Here is an 18687-nt window from a genome sequence, read left to right as displayed (position 1 = left end):
ACAATATATTCAATACATATTTTATCTTATCCTCATCTATTTAGTATACAAATCATTGTAGTCTATAATGTTTGGAGTTAAGGTACATCTAGCTAACAATTATTCAGCTTCTCTGATTTCATCGGCTATATCTTTATAGTCAATGTCAGCATCAGTAAATGATTTAGCATCTACTGGGAAGTGTTGTTCAAATGTTTCAAAGTTTTGTATTTCAACAGTCACATCATCCACTTCAAAGTCTAAAATATGACCACCAAAATCACGATCATCATTTGCAAAGTGAATATGGAAACCTGCAGAACCAATACCATGGAATAATTCTGGAGTGAAGAAACCTACGATTGAACCTTTGATATTTTCACGTGTTTCTTCAGGTTGTCTACGAGCTGAATCAATTAAACGTGTGTATGGAGGTTCTTGACCAGGCATCATACGTACATGCATTTTTTTAAACGTTCCTGAAATTTTAACTGCCGAGAACATATTTTCACTTTTCATTTGTTTTTTAACTTCATCGAATACTTCTTCTTGATTTTTATTAGATGTTTTAAAACTTGAGTCTGCTTTGAATTTTGTAACAGTTGCATATGGTGTCATTTCGTCGCCTGTCAATTCTATAAATTCTTTATGTTCATTTGCATGATAAGCTTTACCATCAACAAAAATTACTTCTCCATCAGAACCTGTAAGCGTAGCAATACCTAAATCACCATGTTCTAATAAGTCATTAATTGAAGCAGTTCCTTCTAATAAACCTGCCATTAAAGTTCCTAATGTTCCGTGTTGATATAATACATTAGTCATTCATAATCACTCCTATTAATATTCATTACTTGAAGAAACGCATTCTAAGGTAGCCTTTCAACCTTAGAGTGCGTTTTATTAAAATTCACCTTAGTATCATTGGTTAATTTATTAATTTAAAGCATTTGGTAACATATTTGTAGATAATTTAACATTATCTGCATAGTTAACTGGGATATCAATTAATACTGGTCCATCAGTTTCGTAACCCTCTTTAAGTGCTGCCTCTAATTCTTCTTGATTAGTCACACGTAATCCTTTAGCGCCAAATGATTCTGCATATTTTACATAATCAACTGGTCCAAATTCTACACCTGAAGAGCGTTTATATTTCATTTCTTCTTGGAATTCAACCATGTTATAACGACCATCATTCCAAATTAATTGAATGATATTTAAGTTTTTACGTACTGCAGTTTCTAATTCTTGTCCTGAGAATAGGAAACCACCGTCTCCAGCTACAGAAACAACTTGTGTATTTGGACGTACAAGTGCAGCTGAAATAGCCCATGGAAGTGCAACACCTAGAGTTTGCATACCGTTACTAAATAGTAAATGTCTAGGATTGTAACTTCTGTATTTACGAGCCATCCAAATGTAATGGCTTCCCACATCTACAGTTACAGTAGTATCATCAGTTAAAACTTTTTGCATTGTTTCAATGATTTCAACTGGGTGCATCACACCTTCTTTGTGAGTTGCTTTAATTCCAGTTGCTTCTGTGATTTCGCCTCTTAATTTTTCAAGTTCATCTAAATGATCTTGATTAATAAATGGTTCATTTACATGTTCAGAAATCATATCTATTGTACCTGCAATGTTTCCGATTAACTCTTTAACTGGTTGCATGTAATTAGTGATTTCAGCATGTTCTTCATCGACATTGATGATTTTAGTATCTAATTCTTTATTCCAGTTACTTGCTTCATATTCAATAGGGTCATAACCGATTGTGATAACTAAATCACTTTTTCTAAGTAATTCGTCACCCACTTGGTTTCTAAATAAACCAACACGACCGAAGAAGTGATTTTCTAATTCGCGACTAATTACGCCGGCACCTTGGAATGTTTCAACAACAGGTAAATTTGTTTTTTGAACTAAACGGCGAATAGCTTCTGTTTCAGCTTGGCTTGAACTTCTCATTCCAGCTAATAATACTGGGAATTTAGAATTTTTAATAGCCTCAATCACTTCATTAATTTCTTGTTCTGAAGGTACACCAAGATGTGGTTTTTGACATAATGAAATTGCATCAGCTTTGACAGGTGATGAAATAACATCTTGTGGAATACTGATAAAGCTCGCTCCATTTTTACCTGAAGTGGCTGTACGCATTGCATTCGTAATAACCTCTGATAGTGATTCTGGATCTTGTACTTCTGCACTATATTTAGTTGAGGATCTAAGTAATGATGCGTTATCAATACTTTGATGTGTTAAACGTAATAAGTCATTTCTTTTAACTTGACCACCGATAGCTAATACAGGGTCACCTTCAGAAGTTGCAGTTAATAAACCAGTAGTTAAGTTACTTACCCCTGGGCCACTTGTAGTAATAGCCACACCTGGTTTTCCTGTTAAACGACCAATACCTTGTGCAATCATCGCTGCGTTTTGTTCATGACGCGTAACGACTAATTCAATATCGTCATCCTCTAGTGCATTAAATAAGTAGTCGATTTTCGCACCTGGAATACCAAATACATACTCAACTCCATTATTTTTTAAAGTATCAATTACCATTTGTGCTGCAGAATATTGTTTTTCCGCCATTTATATTCATTTCCTTTCAAAAATTAAGTTCACTCAAAACATCTTCGTCATTCTCATAAGTTTTAAACTAAATGTTTTATAGAATCATAAGTGTCTTCTAAAGTTTTCACTGATTTTTCTAGTAATTGTAGTTCGTTATCATTTAATGGTGTTTCATAAATTTTAACTGCACCATTTTGATTGATAAGTGTTGGTAAGCCAAGATAAACATCGTTAAATCCATATTGACCATTAAGTTGACTAGAAACTGTCAAAATACTATTTTCATTATTTAGTAAAGCTTTAGAAATACGTAATAGTGCTAGAGCTATACCATAATACGTAGATCCTTTAGCTTGAATGATATCGTAAGCAGCATCTCTTGTATTAATATAAATTTCATTCGCTTTAGCATCGCTACCAGTTTCTTCTTTCAATGTATCATACACTGAAATACCTCCAACGTTTGCTTGAGACCAAACTGCAAGTTCAGAGTCACCATGTTCACCTATAATGCTAGCGTGAACACTACTTGATGTAACACCTAATTCTTTACTTATTAAATATCTGAATCTTGCACTATCAAGCACTGTACCAGAACCAATAACACGTTCAGCTGGTAAACCTGTAACTTCTTTAACATAACGTGTTAAGATATCAACTGGGTTTGCAGCAATTAGGAAGAAACCATCAAAGCCACTATCCATGACACTAGTTACGATACTTTTCATGATTTTAGTATTTTTCTCAACAAGTTGTAAACGAGTTTCACCCGGTTTTTGAGGTGCACCTGCTGTAATAACAACTAAATCTGCATCTTTACAATCTTCATATTCTCCAGCTTTTACAGTCACTGGTGAAGAACTGTAAAGTGCACCATGGTTTAAATCTTTAACGTCTGCTTCCACTTTATCTTTTGCAATATCAATAATTACAAATTCATCTGCAATTCCTTGAGTCACCATAGCAAATGCATAACTTGAACCTACGGAACCGTCTCCTACTAAAACAACTTTTTTCCCAAATTTTTTCATTTTAACGAACTCCTTCATAATAAAGTTACACAAATAACTGTGTTAGCTTATTTGTATAATATTTCTATTAAAATAACTAGAATTTTACTTCAGTTCAGATATAAAAAATTCATTTTAATGACAATTTTTCAACACTTTTCTGAAGCAATCAATTCAGCGACTAACTTTATTACGTTTATTATTATAGTACGTGACAAAGTATTAATAAAATACATAATAACGATGTTAACCATTCATAAAAGGAATAGGTTTCCTATAGAAAAATGTAATACTTTGTTTATTCATATATGAAATAAACGAATATGAGTTAATCGCGGTCTTTTTCGTCAATAAAGACATCAATTCAATGCCTTTATTAAAAGACTACCTACTAGGCCATACCCACCTCTATGTATAAACTAACAATTAAATACAGTGAATTCCAAATATTTATCAATAAATATAACGTCAAAACATCAAAAAAATAGTAATTGATTAAAATATCTACCGTCGTATACCTTTTTAAAGAATTTATAATATAAAGATTTACTTCGGCACATTTTAAATTCAGCCATTAACTTCCAATATACAAAACACCTGAGACAAATATCGATGTCTCAGGCTCAGTTATTTAAGTATAAACACCTACTTGAAAAGCACACTTCAATTTATGTACTAGTCATTTTAATATTTAAATTGTGGAGTGAGAACTATTGGTGTACCTTAATGAAATTTACGTGCATATGTACAATACATTAAAGATGTGTTTGTGCCTCTTACATATCTTTGGCGTTATTAAAAATTGACAAGTTGTAATATCGACTTTGATATAAAATCTTTTACTAAATATTGACCTATGTTGGTTTCATCTCAGAAATAAATTCAATCCATTTGCGAGTTACATGATTGAGATAAGCATCTTTTCTCCATATCACGCCAAGATGCCATGATAATTCAACATTCTCTAATTGAATGGACGTTACGTTATTCCCCATTAAATTAACTAAACTTTCTGGAACGATACTAATTCCTATTCCTTGTTGAATCATATTAGCGATAAAACTAATTTGAGAAATATTAGCAACAGTTTTAGGGTAATAGCCTAGCCTTTTACAGTTCTCTATAATTTGATCTTTTAAATAATAATCATCATGAAATAAAACAAACTCTTCATCTTTCAAATCTGCCATGTCTACTTTATTTAAATGTGCTAAATGATGGTCATTACTTACTACTAATAATAATTCTTCATTATATAAAGAAGTTGAATGAAATTCAGTGTGATCTACAGGTAATGTAGTAATACCAATATCCACATCATCATTAGATGTTAAGTTCTCAACAATTTTACCACCACCCTCAATCACTTCATATGTCACATTAGGATAGAGTCTGTGAAACTGATTCAATGCATTTGTAAACATTTGAACATTCATCATTGGTGATAAGCCTATTTTAATATGACCTTTTTGAACGTTCACAATGTCATTCATTTCTAAAGATAATTTCTCGAATAAAGCTAAAAATTCTAAACTATTATCATAAAATGTTTGACCTATATCTGTTAGTTTTATTTGTTTTTGTGACCGGTCAAACAATGTAATATCGTATTCATTTTCAATATTTTTAATCGCTTTGCTAATCGTTGACTGTGCAATGTATAAGTGTTCAGATGCTTGCGTCATACCACCTTGTCGTACAACTTCTACGAAATATTTAATTTGTTTAATTTCCATTTACATTCATCCTTAATTATCAACATTTGATTGATGGATATCTTCTCTCATAGAACCATCGTTTGATATCTAGCATTTTTTTAACATAACTTCTTCAATTAATCATTTACACTAACACTCATTGAACAATAATTCCGTGTATATAATTGTTTTAATTGACTAATACCGATTATTTTTCATCATTATCATGATGCTCTCTTTTACGATAACATGTTTTACAAATATAATTACTTTACTAATTTATAAATCATGTGAAGAAATACATGACAAATACCATAAATGAAAATTCCTGTGATATTAACATTCAATTTATATCCTTTTTAGCCTATTGAAATTTTACTATATTAACTTAATCACTGAGGAAAATAATTTTTGTTAATTTTTCAGAATTTTTAGACAAAATATTTATCTTCTGTGCTATTATATTAATTATCAGAATCAGCCAATTCATTTTATCTACATGTAGATGATTTTTTAATACGTATTGTTAAGGAATGTTTGCTGACTCATGTTAATAGTAAGTTGATGTTATGGAGGTTTGTTATGGGAAGTTTTTTTAATCGGATGACTCGAAAAGAGAATCCTACTATTTATCAAAGTAAAGATGGGCATCTTAAACGCACATTACGTGTACGCGACTTTCTTGCACTAGGTGTTGGTACAATTGTTTCTACATCTATCTTCACTTTACCAGGTGTTGTCGCGGCTGAGCATGCCGGACCTGCTGTTTCATTGTCATTCTTATTAGCTGCTATTGTGGCAGGTCTTGTAGCCTTTACTTATGCAGAAATGGCATCTACAATGCCTTTTGCTGGTTCAGCTTATTCATGGATTAATGTTCTTTTTGGTGAATTATTCGGATGGGTTGCCGGTTGGGCGCTTTTAGCAGAATACTTTATTGCTGTTGCTTTCGTTGCTTCAGGCTTTTCTGCTAACTTAAGAGGTCTTATTGCACCATTGGGCATTTCTTTACCTAAATCATTATCTAATCCATTTGGAAGTAACGGTGGTGTCATTGATATCATTGCTGCTGTAGTGATTATTTTAACTGCATTACTATTATCACGCGGAATGAACGAAGCCGCTCGTATGGAAAATGTATTGGTTATATTAAAGGTGTTGGCCATCATTTTATTTGTGATTGTTGGGCTAACTGCGATTAATTTCAGTAACTATATACCTTTTATTCCAGAACATAAAGTTACTGAAACTGGCGACTTTGGAGGTTGGCAAGGTATTTATGCTGGAGTTTCAATGATTTTTTTAGCTTATATTGGTTTTGACTCTATTGCTGCTAATTCAGCTGAAGCGATTAATCCACAGAAGACAATGCCTAGAGGAATCTTAGGGTCACTCATAGTAGCAATTGTATTGTTTGTGGCCGTAGCACTTGTTCTTGTTGGCATGTTCCATTACTCTCAATACGCTGATAATGCAGAGCCAGTAGGTTGGGCATTACGAGAAAGTAGTCATGGTATTATTGCTGCAGTTGTTCAAGCAATTTCTGTCATCGGTATGTTCACTGCATTAATCGGTATGATGCTTGCAGGTTCACGTCTATTATATTCATTTGGACGAGATGGTTTACTCCCTTCTTGGTTAAGTCAATTGAATCACAAACATTTACCTAATCGAGCACTTGTCATACTTACAATCATTGGCGTAGTTATCGGATCAATGTTCCCGTTTGCTTTCTTAGCACAATTGATTTCCGCAGGTACCCTTGTTGCATTCATGTTTGTGTCACTAGCAATGTATCGATTAAGAAAACGTGAAGGGAAAGATTTACCTAAGCCAGAGTTTAAATTACCTTTATATCCTATATTGCCTGCAATTACATTTATATTAGTATTGCTAGTATTTTGGGGATTAAGTTTTGAAGCTAAGTTGTATACACTGATATGGTTTATTGTAGGTATAATTATTTATTTAATTTATGGAATTAGACATTCCAAAAAGAATGATGAAGAAGCGTATCAAGTACCTAGAAAATAAATGAAAGACTTATAGATTAAATTAAAATATAGGGAGTAGGACAATGAACTCGTTATGAATTCTGTCCCACTCCCTATATTAATATTGTTATTTATTATCGAGGAATTGCTATTCATCTACATGCTTCTTACCAACCTTGACCACTAATGTCATATTGATTTAATTCTCCTCTTTCCAACTTTTCAAGCGCCTCTTCTATTGTATCTAATGCTTTATCAAGTTGCTTATAGGTAATCACAAGTGGTGGTTGAAATCTTAAAACATTACCCGCAACTGCTATGATAATCACACCATTTTCAAAGCAGTAATTACATATCTTTAATGCTGCTTCAGAATCTCTAGTTTTCTCAATTTTATTTGATACTATGTCTATTCCAATTGATAATCCAATACCTCGAACATCACCTACATATTGGTAACGTTCTATCCATGGGTCTATTCTTTTTCTAACGTAACTCCCCTTTTTCCATGAAGCGTTTAGTAAATCTTCATCTTCAATCATCTTTATCGTAGCTAAGGCTGCTTCACAACTTACAGGATTTGCACCAGTTGTAAATAAATGAGCAGGTGCTTCAAGACTTTCCATGATTTCTTTACGACCTACAATCGCAGACATTGGTAAACCTCCAGCTAATGACTTTCCAAATGTCATTAAATCTGGAGTAAAATGATAATGATCTACGGAACTCCACTTTCCTGTACGACCTAATCCTTGTTGGATATCATCGACTGCAATAAGAATATTGTGAGCGTGGCAAAGCTCTTGTAATGCTTCAAAATAACCTGGTACGGGTTCAAGTAAGCCACCGTCACCTTGAATTGTTTCAACCACAATACATGCAACTTCCTCCGCAGGGACATATTTTGTAAACATTTCTTTTAAAGGAGCTAAATATTCCTCAACTGTGTTAGGTTTAGCTTGCTCAAACATCCCCCTATACTTATCGGGAAAAGGTATATGGTAAAATCCATTAAGTAATGGCCCGTAACGCTTACGCATATTCAAACTAATTGAAGACATCGATAATGAACCAAATGTTGAACCATGGTATGCATTAGTAAAACTTATGATGTATGGACGTCCTGTATACGCTCGTGCAAACTTTATAATCCCATCATTAGCATCAGAGCCACTTAATCCGAAAGTAACTCTTTTCTCATAATTTCCAGGAGCAATGTCACATAATTTTTTTGATAATCGCACTAACGGTTCATGATACATATATGCTGGTGTATAATGAATAAATTTCTCAGTTTGGTTCTTAATTGCTTCGACTACTGGCTTCGGAGCGTGACCCACATTTTGCGAACTTGCACTTGCTAATAAATCAATATAAGACTTACCGTCTATATCGATTAACGTGGCTCCATAACCATGATCAATAACTAGAGGATAATATTTAATCCGTCCAGAATGTGCAAAATAACGTTCATCTTCATCTATCAAATGATTAACCTTACTCATTGAGTTCCCTCCCAATAGTGACTCTTTTTAATATAGCTATCTACATATGAAGCTATAAAACTATCAACTGCTATCGTTTTAAAATAAATCAATATTAATAGGATAGTAATCAATATACTAATAATTTTCAGATTTGTAAATATTTTCTGATAATTTAGAATATTTGCGTTCCGAATCTTTTGTGATAAAGAAATATATGTCATTGAGGCTTAGAATATATGTTTAAAGGGAATTTAGAATAAAATGTTTTACGGAGGAGATTAATATGAATTGGTTAAAAATATTTTATCATTTATTATGCGCAACCACGATTAGCGTGATATTACTTATTATAACTATATTAATGGATGTGTTACTACAAAACACACATTTAACTCAGTTATTACTCAATATTGATTTTTTAATCAACCCTGATGAAGTGCCAACAATTATTGAAGTACTGATTCATTTAAGTATTGGAATATTGATTTATCTCGCCTTTTTAATTATCTATCATTATTCAAAATCCTTGTATCATCTAGCATACTTACCTTTAGTATTGATATTTACTTTGATGTATCCACTTCTCGTTTTTCTTGCGCAACGTCCATTTTTTTCCTTTAGTTGGAACGAATTTGCATGGTGGTTAGTTGCACATCTTTTTTTCATCATTTTAATGGCGACTTGTCTACCTATCATTTCGAAAAAAATTTTATGATTTTAAAACTCATATCTCAATGTCTTTTACACATTATAAAATAAATATTGGCAGTAGAAACATCATAGATAATTAGACTATGATATCTCTACTGCCTTATTAGTTATTCTGGCTCTCCATCTTCATCATACTTCGTTACTTCTCCATCTTTATCGATAATATAAGATCCTTCTAAATGGCCTTCTTTATCTGTAAATGAGAACCCCCAACTACCATCGCTATCTTTTTCTGGTTCTTTGTAAATATATGTGTCTGTATCTAATTGATGCCCTTCGTAGTCTTCAACTATATCGATAACATTACTTCGTGTCACCGTTGCTTCATCAGAACTACTTGATTGATCTTCAGATTCAGAAGTATCATCTTCATCTGTTAAATTATCACCAACTGAAAATTCAGTCCTCATCATCTGACTTATCTTATTGATTTCACTTTCACTAGCGTTGTATAACTTAACTGTACGAGCATCATCTATAATGCGTTGAGATTCTCTTTTAGAGTAATCAGCGTCACGCCAACTCCCTTGGAAATGTGATGGTACACTATATATTGTAATTGTGCCATCTCCATTACTTTTATAATAAACTGAACCTGCTGCAGTAACACTTGCTGTTAACAATTCTGTTCCTTCAGGTAGTTTGGCTGATTCGTCTGGGTGATAGGGATCTAAAACTTTATTAGAAATATTTTGATGTACAATTTCTAAATCGTCAAAAGGAAGGTCACTTTCACCTCTATAACTATCTAAAGCAGTTAACCAAACTTGAGCATAGTATCTATTCGAATGGGTATCTTGTTGTGTGTCCTGCTGATTATCTTCTGTTTGATTTCTACTTATACTTGATTTTGAATCTCTGTTACTTTTATATCCTGATTGTTGATCATCATTTATCGTTGAGCTTCCATTATTATCACTATCACCAAGACCACAACCAGCTAATATTAATATTGTAAACACACATATCACTGCTAATTTCTTCAATTCAAATACTCCCTCACATTCTAATATATTTAACTCAACAAAATAAACCACTTTATAAAATAATTATAAACTAACTATTTTTAAAAATGTACAACAATTTAACAAATTCTTAAAGATTCGCTATTTACGAAGCAATACTTGCCGTCTGTTTTACTGCTATATCATTAGCAATGGTTTATGATTATTAAGATTTTTAACGTATCTTAAAATTTGTATTTGAATTCTTTTAAACTACTATCATCTCGCAATCAAGGTGCTAAACTATAATCGTAAAGTAATTTAAATACATCATATATCATCAATTCGAAATGGGGTTATCAATGTGAAAAAGATTTCTCTAATTGCAACGACTGTATTAACAGGATTATTATTATTTCCAAGTGTCAATGACACAACGACACATGCAGCCGAAGTAACATCTCATGATGCACAAGCTGTAGCAATTCAAGCTATGAAAAATAGTGGTGGCAATCCGGACTTACAAAATTTCAAAAAAGTTAAGGATAAAGGGGATTATTTCACAATTGATATAAATAATAAATCTGGTGCAGGTGTCGGTACTTATAAAGTATACAAAAATGGAGTGGTGCTATATAAAAGTGGAAATTATGGAGAATATAGTCAACTCAATACACGACAATGTTATGTTGCACAAGATATTGCTACAACATCTTCACAAGTAAAACGACACTCTACTCAACAGACACAAGCAGTGGATAGTACACGTGAGCTCAATTCATACTACGTAGGTCAAGTTCAATCTTCTGACTTACCACAACAAAGTTCATCTGATATGCTACCGAATACTGGTATGAAAGATAAAAATTTCAATACAAATGGTATAATAAGTCTATTTTTACTCACTGCTGGTTTCATTACACTTTACCATCAACCTTTACGTAAAATGTCATAGTTCTTTTAAAATCATTTTTGAATGGTATGATGTTGCACCCCGATGATGTCTTAATTCATCGAATTCAGTCTCGGGAATTGTTTCTACAATATCATTTGCATGTCGTGAAATATCATTTGCGGGGATAAAAAATGAAGTTTTCATTGGTAGCGTAAGTTGAGTCACATTATAATCTTTATACATAAGGCACCTCGTTAATTTAGTTTAGTGATGTTTATTAAATTATACGAAAGGGTCTTATTTTTTTAGTATTTCACATATAAAGACAAAGTATTTTGGCGAGTCCTTGAGAGAACAGGACAAGCTGAAGCTGTCCCCTAAGAAAGCGAGACAACAATACGAGGTATTATAAATAAAAAGCCAGTAAATGAATTTATAAAAAACCCATTTACTGGCTATTTTGCTAGGAATTATGTCCCAGCCTCTCCTTTTAATTTCAATATTTGTAAAATAAATATCTAAGTAACTAAAAGCATAACTAAACTACAGTTTCGCAAAACATTTTGAACACATTATCCCCTCTTACCAATAACATAAATATTGAAACAAACTTGATAAAATCGTATTTCAATCCACTATCGACTACCCATATGTAAAAATCCTTGAGTCAATGACTTAAGTTCCATATTAATCGAACGTGAACGAATCCCCAATTCTTTTACAAAATTTTGAAGAATATATCACTTTTTCAATGACGTTGAATAGAATTTAACTACCTGGGTAAATATCATAATGTAATTGCTAAAACTAACGTAATCAATACGTTTTTATAAATAAAAGGAGGACCTCATAATGAAATATATTGTGGTAGGTACATCTCATTCAGGATATGAAGTGATCCAAACATTGCTTAAAGAAGATGAAAATGCTGATATTCAAGTTTTTGAAAGTGCAGATCAACCGTCCTTTTTATCTTGTGGTATTCAAAGTTATCTTGAAGACATCTCATCATCATTAGATGATTTACATTACGCATCAGTTGACTCTTATAAGGCACAAGGTGTAAATATTCATACGAATAGCACAGTCACAGATTTAGATACTGACAATAAGACTGTTGTAGTTGAACACCAAGGTCAAACAGCAACTTATTCTTATGATAAATTGTTCCTAAGTCCTGGTGGCAAACCTGTTACCCCTCCAGTCGATGGAATTGAAAAATATAAACATGTATTATTTATGCGTGGACGTGATTGGGCAAATCAAATTAAAGAACGCATGAAAGATGCCAAAAAGGCTGTTGTAGTCGGAGGTGGCTATATCGGTATTGAAGCTGCTGAAGCTTTTGCTAAAGCAGACATAGATACTACAATCGTAGATGTCGCTGATCGTATATTAAACACTTACTTAGATAAAGAATTTACAGACATATTAGAAACAAATGCACAGCAACATGGTCTTCATTTTAAAGGTGGCGAAACAGTAAAATCAATTTCAGGAAATCAAAATGGCGAAGTAACTACTGTAGTTACCGACAAAAATGAATATGACGCAGATACTGTCTTATTTGCTGTAGGTGTCGAACCAGCTACCGAGTGGCTAAAAGATAAAATTGATTTAGGTAAGAAAGGAATTATAAACATTAACCACCAACAACAAACATCTGCTAAAGATGTCTATGCGGGTGGCGATGCGACATTAGTTCCTTTTGCACCAGTATCTGAGGATCGTTATATTGCATTAGCAACAAATTCAAGACGTCAAGGCGTTGTCGCAGCAAAAAACATGTTGGGTAAAGAAATGACAATGCCACGCGTTTCTGGTACTTCAGGTTTACAATTATTTGATTATAAATTTGGACAAACTGGCATTCACGGTACAGAAATCGATAATTATGATGGCAATTTAGGTCAAACATACGTAGAAGAATTGATTCGTCCTCAGTTTATGCAAGATGATACGAAAATTCATATGAAAATTATTTATGATAAAGACACTCACCGTATACTTGGTGGTCAAGTCATGTCAAAAGAAGATATTACTGCTTCTATTAACACAATTTCAGTAGTAATATCTGCTGGTTTCACACTTGAACAGCTCGCTGTCCAAGATTTCTTCTTCCAACCTGATTATGATAGACCTTGGCATTATCTTAATGTGTTAGCCCAACAAGCATTGGGAGATACATTTGGTAGCGATAAGATGTTATTCTAAATCTCTTAATCTGATATAGGAAAAAGTAATTATCTATTGTTGTCCTAGGTTGATTTAACCTTTATCAGTTGATAGTTAAATTGCAAATACCAGTTAAACTTTTTCAATTCTATTCATCGGTGTTTCTGACGATATGATGCATTTAAGGAAAACCACTGTTACGATTTATTTACATTTCACACATCTAAATCATAGTTAATTACAACAATTATGTGATTTTTCATCATTTTCAAGTAGAAAAACTTGAGATAAAAAGTAATTTTTATCATACTGTATATGAAAGTTATATTAAGGAGTGGAAAGTATGAATAAAGAACAATTAGAAAAAATGACTCATGGTAAAGGATTCATTGCTGCATTAGACCAAAGTGGTGGTAGTACACCTAAAGCACTTAAAGAATATGGTGTGAATGAAGACCAATACAGTAATGAAGACGAAATGTTCCAACTTGTTCACGATATGCGTACACGTGTTGTAACTTCACCTTCATTTTCACCTGATAAAATTTTAGGTGCGATTTTATTCGAACAAACTATGGATCGCGAAGTTGAAGGTAAATACACTGGAGACTATTTAGCGGACAAAGGCGTTGTTCCTTTCTTAAAAGTCGACAAAGGTCTTGCTGAAGAGAAAAATGGCGTACAATTAATGAAACCTATTGATGATTTAGATGAAACTTTAGATCGTGCAAATGAACGTCATATCTTCGGTACTAAAATGCGTTCTAACATCCTTGAACTTAATGAACAAGGAATCAAAGATGTTGTTGAACAACAATTTGAATTCGCTAAAAAAATCATCGCTAAAGGTTTAGTACCTATTATCGAACCAGAAGTTAATATTAATGCTAAAGATAAATCTGAAATTGAGAAAGTTTTAAAAGCTGAAATCAAAAAAGGTTTAGATTCATTAAACGATGATCAATTAGTTATGTTAAAATTAACTATTCCTACTGAAGCTAACTTATATAAAGATTTAGCTGACCACCCTAATGTTGTACGTGTAGTAGTATTATCAGGTGGTTACAGCCGAGATGAAGCTAACAAATTGTTAAAAGATAACGATGAATTAATTGCAAGCTTCTCACGTGCATTAGCAAGTGACTTACGTGCTAGCCAATCACAAGAAGAATTCGATAAAGCATTAGGCGATGCTGTAGATTCAATCTATGATGCGTCAGTAAATAAAAACTAATCATTTATCAGTTCATAACGAACAATGTTTTATCTAAACAACATCACATTGTCTAGATAAATATTAAAACCGTGTGGTAGATTAATCTGACCACACGGTTTTTTTATACTTTACACACATATTGTCCTTTGATTATTCATCGAACGACATACTACTTTCGATAATTTTTTTAAATACGCCTAGTTGATAAGATGAAAAATCGTTTTGAGCACTTAAGAATGGCGCTGATGCAACTTCAACGTATTTATGATTATCGTCACTATCTAATTCCGTTGGTGAAAATAGATAATAAGCTAAGATGGCTGAGGAAATATCATTCTCTTCATCAGAATCACTGCCTAATATTGAAACTTGAGTGTATGGTTTCCCTTTATATTTCGTCTGTAAAATACCATATGATGTCGCTTTAGGATCTTTCAAACGCGTTAAATCTTCCAATGTCTTAACTTTTTCTAAGTCTTTAGCTTTAACCATTTTCTTTTTGTCTAAAGCAAAAAATCCAGGTTGAATATTTGTAGCTACTAATTTACCTTCTTTAAATGTTGCAAGTATTTGAGCGTAGGACATAGGTTGCTTATTTTCACCTGTTTTTTTACCATCTGGATCTACATACATATAATTGATATGCTTAATATTTTTTTCCTTACTTTTCATTCGTTTAATCTCTACACCTTTTTTATCTTTAAAGAACTTATTAACTTCTTCTATAGATGACCCTTTAGATTCTTTTGTGTATTTATAATCTGCAAGTGTTACCTTATCCACTAATTTTTTATAGTCTTCCCAGCCTTGCAATCCCGTTTTGTTTGTAAAACCTTTTTCTGTAATAAGTGCATCGATTTCATTAAGAACTGGCTTTTGTTTAAGATCCTTAGCTTCTTTTTCTAGTTCTTTATATTCGTCCTCTTTTGTATATTCAGTCGCCACATCCGTTTTTTTCTCCGAACTTTTTGATGATGACTTTTCATTAGAAGATTGATCTGAATCATTGCTATTCGAACATCCCACAAGAGCAATTGACATCACAATTAATAAAATTCCCCAAAATTTTTTCATATTCTATCTCCTTTTAATTTTTATATACAGAGAAATAACAATTAAATATTACTTAGTTTTAAATTGCTATTTATAAATTTATAATACACTATTTAAGTTTTTGAATATATAGTTATCTATACATATTTTTATTTATTAATTTTAAAAAATGAATTTTCATTAATTATCTATCAATTAAAGAAAAGATATGAAATATACTTTGTATTGAATTTTTCGCTGCCTTATCAAAGGATATGATAGTTAACGATCTTGATTTGAATCCCTTCCATCTGCAAATTAACACCATTGACTGTTAATATATAAAAATGCCTGAGACACTCATTGTCTCAGGCATTTATAAGATTAAATACAGCAACTTTACCTAATATGGATTAATAGATAACGCTATATCTTTTTATTTTGCTTTATTATAGAATCCTAATTCAAGATCTTTAGATGTTTGTTTACGTATTTTTCTCATTAATTGAACATCATCAATAAGTGATTCACCATATGAAGGAATCATTTTCTTGATTTTAGGTTCCCAGTCTTTCGCGTATTCAGGGAAGTTTTTCTCTAAAACTTCTAGTGCTACTGATACTGAAGTTGATGCTCCTGGTGATTCGCCTAGTAATGCAATAACTGAGTGGTCTTCAGAATTAACCACTTCAGTACCAAATTGGATAAATCCTTTACCATTCTCTTCAGTATCTTTAATAACTTGTACACGTTTACCAGCTGTATAAACTTGCCAATCTTCATCACGTGCTTCAGGATAGAACGTACGTAAATGGTTCATACAACCTTCTTTTGTCATGATGACTTGGTCAAATGAATACTTAATTAATGGTAAGTTTTTAACTGCAGAAGCAAGTAAAGTCGTAATGTTATATGGTTTAATTGATTTGAATAAATCCAAGTTAGAACCATGTTTTAGGAATTTAGGTCCCACGTTTGCAAATGGTCCAAATAATAATGTTCTTTCACCATCAATGTAACGTGTATCTAAGTGAGGTACCGTCATTGGTGGTGTACCAGGTGGTTCTTTACCATAAACTTTGGCATCGTGTTGTTCAATAACTTGCGGATTTGTACAAGCAATAAATTGACCACTGATTGGGAATCCACCTAAATGTTTACTTTCTGGAATGCCAGTTTTTTGTAATAATGGAATTGCGCCACCACCAGCACCGATAAACACATAATCAGTTTGATGTTCGAATACTTGTCCATTATTTAGATTTTTAATTTTAACTGACCATTTACCATTAGACAAACGTTCAAAATCAACAACTTCATGTTTGTATTGCACTTCAACGTTTGGTGAGTTTTTAAGATTTTGAGCCATTTTACGAGTTAATTCACCGTAGTTTACGTCAGTTCCTTCGTCTATTTTACTCGCTGCCATGTAGCCCTTATCTTCACGGCCTTTCATCATTAATGGAATCCATTTTCTCATTTCTTCAATATCTTCAGTATATTCGATATTATCGAACATAGGGAATTGCTTCATCGCTTCATAACGATCTTTTAAGAATTTAACGTTATTTTTACCACGAACAAAACTAATATGAGGTAATGGATTAATAAATTCTTTAGGATTTTGAATTTCTCCTGATTTAACTAAATGACCCCAGAATTGTTTAGAAATTTCAAATTGTTCATTAATTTCTTTAGCTTTTTCAATATCAATTGAACCATCAGGTTGTTGTACAGTATAGTTCAATTCACATAAAGCTGCATGTCCTGTTCCTGCATTGTTACGTTCATTTGAACTTTCAATACCAGGACGATCTAGACGTTCATATAAATGAATGTCCCAATCAGGTGCAATCGTTTTCAACATAGAACCAAATGTAGTACTTAGTACACCAGCACCGATTAACACGACGTCTTTTTTGTCAGACATAGCCATAATGTTCACCTCTTGTGTAGTAGTTATCATATTGCTTTCCAGCTAATTAGACGTCATCATTCTTGTTATATTACTTTATAACCTCAAAACCTTAGAAAAGAATCAAATCTAATAGCTTTTACATATCTATGTTAAAGCAAGCACTTTGAAAAGTAAATTGTTAATAGTAAATTTATGACAATTTTATGATATATATTTTTATGAACATTTAACGTTTAGCTAAAAACTTTTCAATATAAAATGCCGATTCCTCTATCGATTTATATTCTGTATTAATTACCGTTGCATTTAATTTTCTAAAAACTTCTTCAGCATAAGATAATTCTTTTTTGATACGCTCTAAACTATTGTAATTAGATTCTGAAGATAGCCCTAATGTTTCTGCACGATTACGTCGTATATTTGCGATATAATTGGGACTTGCTGTTAATCCAAATACCTTTAAATTCTTTTGTTGAAATACATTATCTGGAATAGCCACTTCAGGGACTAAAGGAATATTTGCAATCTTATATCCTTTATTAGCTAAGTACATACTTAATGGCGTTTTAGAGGTACGTGATACACCTACTATTAAAGCATCCGCTTCTCCAATATCTGTAAAATGCTTACCATCATCATATTTCACTGAATACTCAATTGCTTCTATACGCTTAAAATACTCATCATTAAGCTTACGCAACGCACCACTTTCCATTAATGGTTTAGCGTGTGTATGTTGTTTAATTATGCTAATTAACTCAGACATGTAATCTACATAGGGAATTTGATGTTCATTTGCAAACTGATGACCTAATGCATTAAATGACTCACTCACTAATGTTGTTGCAACAATTGCATTCTGTTCTTTAGCTAATTGTAAGACATTTAAAAATTCTTGTTCGTCCTTAATATATGGAAATTTCTTAATTTCTACTTGAGTTAAATCTGGAAACTGTGTCAGCGTCGCATGAATCATCCGTTGCGCTGTTTCTCCAATTGAATCTGAAACTATAAATAACTTTAATACTTCATTATTATCCTTCACC

The 18687-nt window shown here is 32.4% G+C and carries 14 protein-coding genes and 1 pseudogene; 5 read left to right on the top strand and 10 right to left on the bottom strand.

From position 1 onward, the window contains the following. Nucleotides 1–99: 99 nt before the first annotated feature. The 4 genes from budA to cidR all read right to left on the bottom strand — a co-directional run bounded on the left by budA (nt 100) and on the right by cidR (nt 5308). Nucleotides 100–804: an acetolactate decarboxylase gene (gene budA, locus AC1Q7N_RS05790; protein ID WP_001830626.1), complete on the bottom strand. Its 705-nt coding sequence runs from the start codon at nt 802–804 to the stop codon at nt 100–102. A 111-nt stretch (nt 805–915) separates the two neighbouring features. Further along, complete coding sequence (gene alsS / locus AC1Q7N_RS05785; RefSeq protein WP_001830666.1) at nt 916–2580, bottom strand: acetolactate synthase AlsS; 1665 nt, start codon at nt 2578–2580, stop codon at nt 916–918. Between the two features lie 62 nt (nt 2581–2642). Beyond that, nucleotides 2643–3593, bottom strand: a complete 951-nt coding sequence (locus tag AC1Q7N_RS05780) for an L-lactate dehydrogenase (RefSeq protein ID WP_001830650.1) — start codon at nt 3591–3593, stop codon at nt 2643–2645. Nucleotides 3594–4426: 833 nt separating this feature from the next. Continuing rightward, the gene (gene cidR, locus AC1Q7N_RS05775; RefSeq protein ID WP_001830605.1) at nt 4427–5308 is read right to left on the bottom strand and encodes a cidABC operon transcriptional activator CidR; all 882 of its coding nucleotides are present in this window, start codon (nt 5306–5308) and stop codon (nt 4427–4429) included. A 543-nt stretch (nt 5309–5851) separates the two neighbouring features. Between cidR and AC1Q7N_RS05770 the strand changes: the two genes are divergently transcribed. Continuing rightward, nucleotides 5852–7303, top strand: coding sequence for an APC family permease (locus AC1Q7N_RS05770; RefSeq protein ID WP_002489706.1), 1452 nt, complete (start codon nt 5852–5854; stop codon nt 7301–7303). Nucleotides 7304–7430: 127 nt separating this feature from the next. On the opposite strand, the gene AC1Q7N_RS05765 is transcribed toward AC1Q7N_RS05770, so the two are convergent. Then, nucleotides 7431–8768 carry an aspartate aminotransferase family protein gene (locus AC1Q7N_RS05765; protein ID WP_001830675.1) on the bottom strand — a complete coding sequence of 446 codons (1338 nt, stop codon included), beginning with the start codon at nt 8766–8768 and terminating at the stop codon, nt 7431–7433. Nucleotides 8769–9033: 265 nt separating this feature from the next. Here AC1Q7N_RS05765 and AC1Q7N_RS05760 point away from each other — a divergent pair, with 265 nt between their 5' ends. Next, on the top strand, nt 9034–9465 hold the full coding sequence (locus AC1Q7N_RS05760; protein WP_001830680.1) for a hypothetical protein: 432 nt from the start codon (nt 9034–9036) through the stop codon (nt 9463–9465). A gap of 103 nt (nt 9466–9568) precedes the next feature. Here the strand turns inward: AC1Q7N_RS05760 and AC1Q7N_RS05755 are convergent, their stop codons facing one another. Continuing rightward, the gene (locus tag AC1Q7N_RS05755; protein WP_002489707.1) at nt 9569–10447 is read right to left on the bottom strand and encodes a YdeJ family lipoprotein; all 879 of its coding nucleotides are present in this window, start codon (nt 10445–10447) and stop codon (nt 9569–9571) included. A 322-nt stretch (nt 10448–10769) separates the two neighbouring features. Here AC1Q7N_RS05755 and AC1Q7N_RS05750 point away from each other — a divergent pair, with 322 nt between their 5' ends. Further along, a complete protein-coding gene (locus tag AC1Q7N_RS05750) occupies nt 10770–11360 on the top strand; it encodes a hypothetical protein (protein WP_001830659.1) in 591 nt (196 codons plus the stop codon). 3 nt (nt 11361–11363) lie between these two features. Here the strand turns inward: AC1Q7N_RS05750 and AC1Q7N_RS05745 are convergent. After that, a pseudogene (locus AC1Q7N_RS05745) lies at nt 11364–11543 on the bottom strand (IS5/IS1182 family transposase); the annotation flags it as partial. A 609-nt stretch (nt 11544–12152) separates the two neighbouring features. Here AC1Q7N_RS05745 and AC1Q7N_RS05740 point away from each other — a divergent pair. After that, entirely contained in the window at nt 12153–13514 is a 1362-nt protein-coding gene (locus AC1Q7N_RS05740) for an FAD-dependent oxidoreductase (RefSeq protein WP_001830662.1), read from the top strand. A gap of 304 nt (nt 13515–13818) precedes the next feature. Next, the gene (locus AC1Q7N_RS05735) at nt 13819–14709 is read left to right on the top strand and encodes a fructose bisphosphate aldolase (RefSeq protein WP_001830665.1); all 891 of its coding nucleotides are present in this window, start codon (nt 13819–13821) and stop codon (nt 14707–14709) included. A 132-nt stretch (nt 14710–14841) separates the two neighbouring features. On the opposite strand, the gene AC1Q7N_RS05730 is transcribed toward AC1Q7N_RS05735, so the two are convergent. The 3 genes from AC1Q7N_RS05730 to AC1Q7N_RS05720 form a co-directional block, all read right to left on the bottom strand. Next, nucleotides 14842–15765 carry a hypothetical protein gene (locus tag AC1Q7N_RS05730; protein ID WP_001830655.1) on the bottom strand — a complete coding sequence of 308 codons (924 nt, stop codon included), beginning with the start codon at nt 15763–15765 and terminating at the stop codon, nt 14842–14844. A 394-nt stretch (nt 15766–16159) separates the two neighbouring features. Then, complete coding sequence (gene lqo / locus AC1Q7N_RS05725; protein ID WP_001830651.1) at nt 16160–17659, bottom strand: L-lactate dehydrogenase (quinone); 1500 nt, start codon at nt 17657–17659, stop codon at nt 16160–16162. A 208-nt stretch (nt 17660–17867) separates the two neighbouring features. After that, entirely contained in the window at nt 17868–18686 is an 819-nt protein-coding gene (locus tag AC1Q7N_RS05720; protein ID WP_001830630.1) for a pyruvate, water dikinase regulatory protein, read from the bottom strand. Nucleotide 18687: the final 1 nt, after the last annotated feature.

This window comes from Staphylococcus sp. GW823-FHT05F06 (assembly GCF_058795495.1).
The sequence above is the reverse complement of the archived record's forward strand: the minus strand, read 5'-3'. Positions and strand labels throughout refer to the sequence as shown.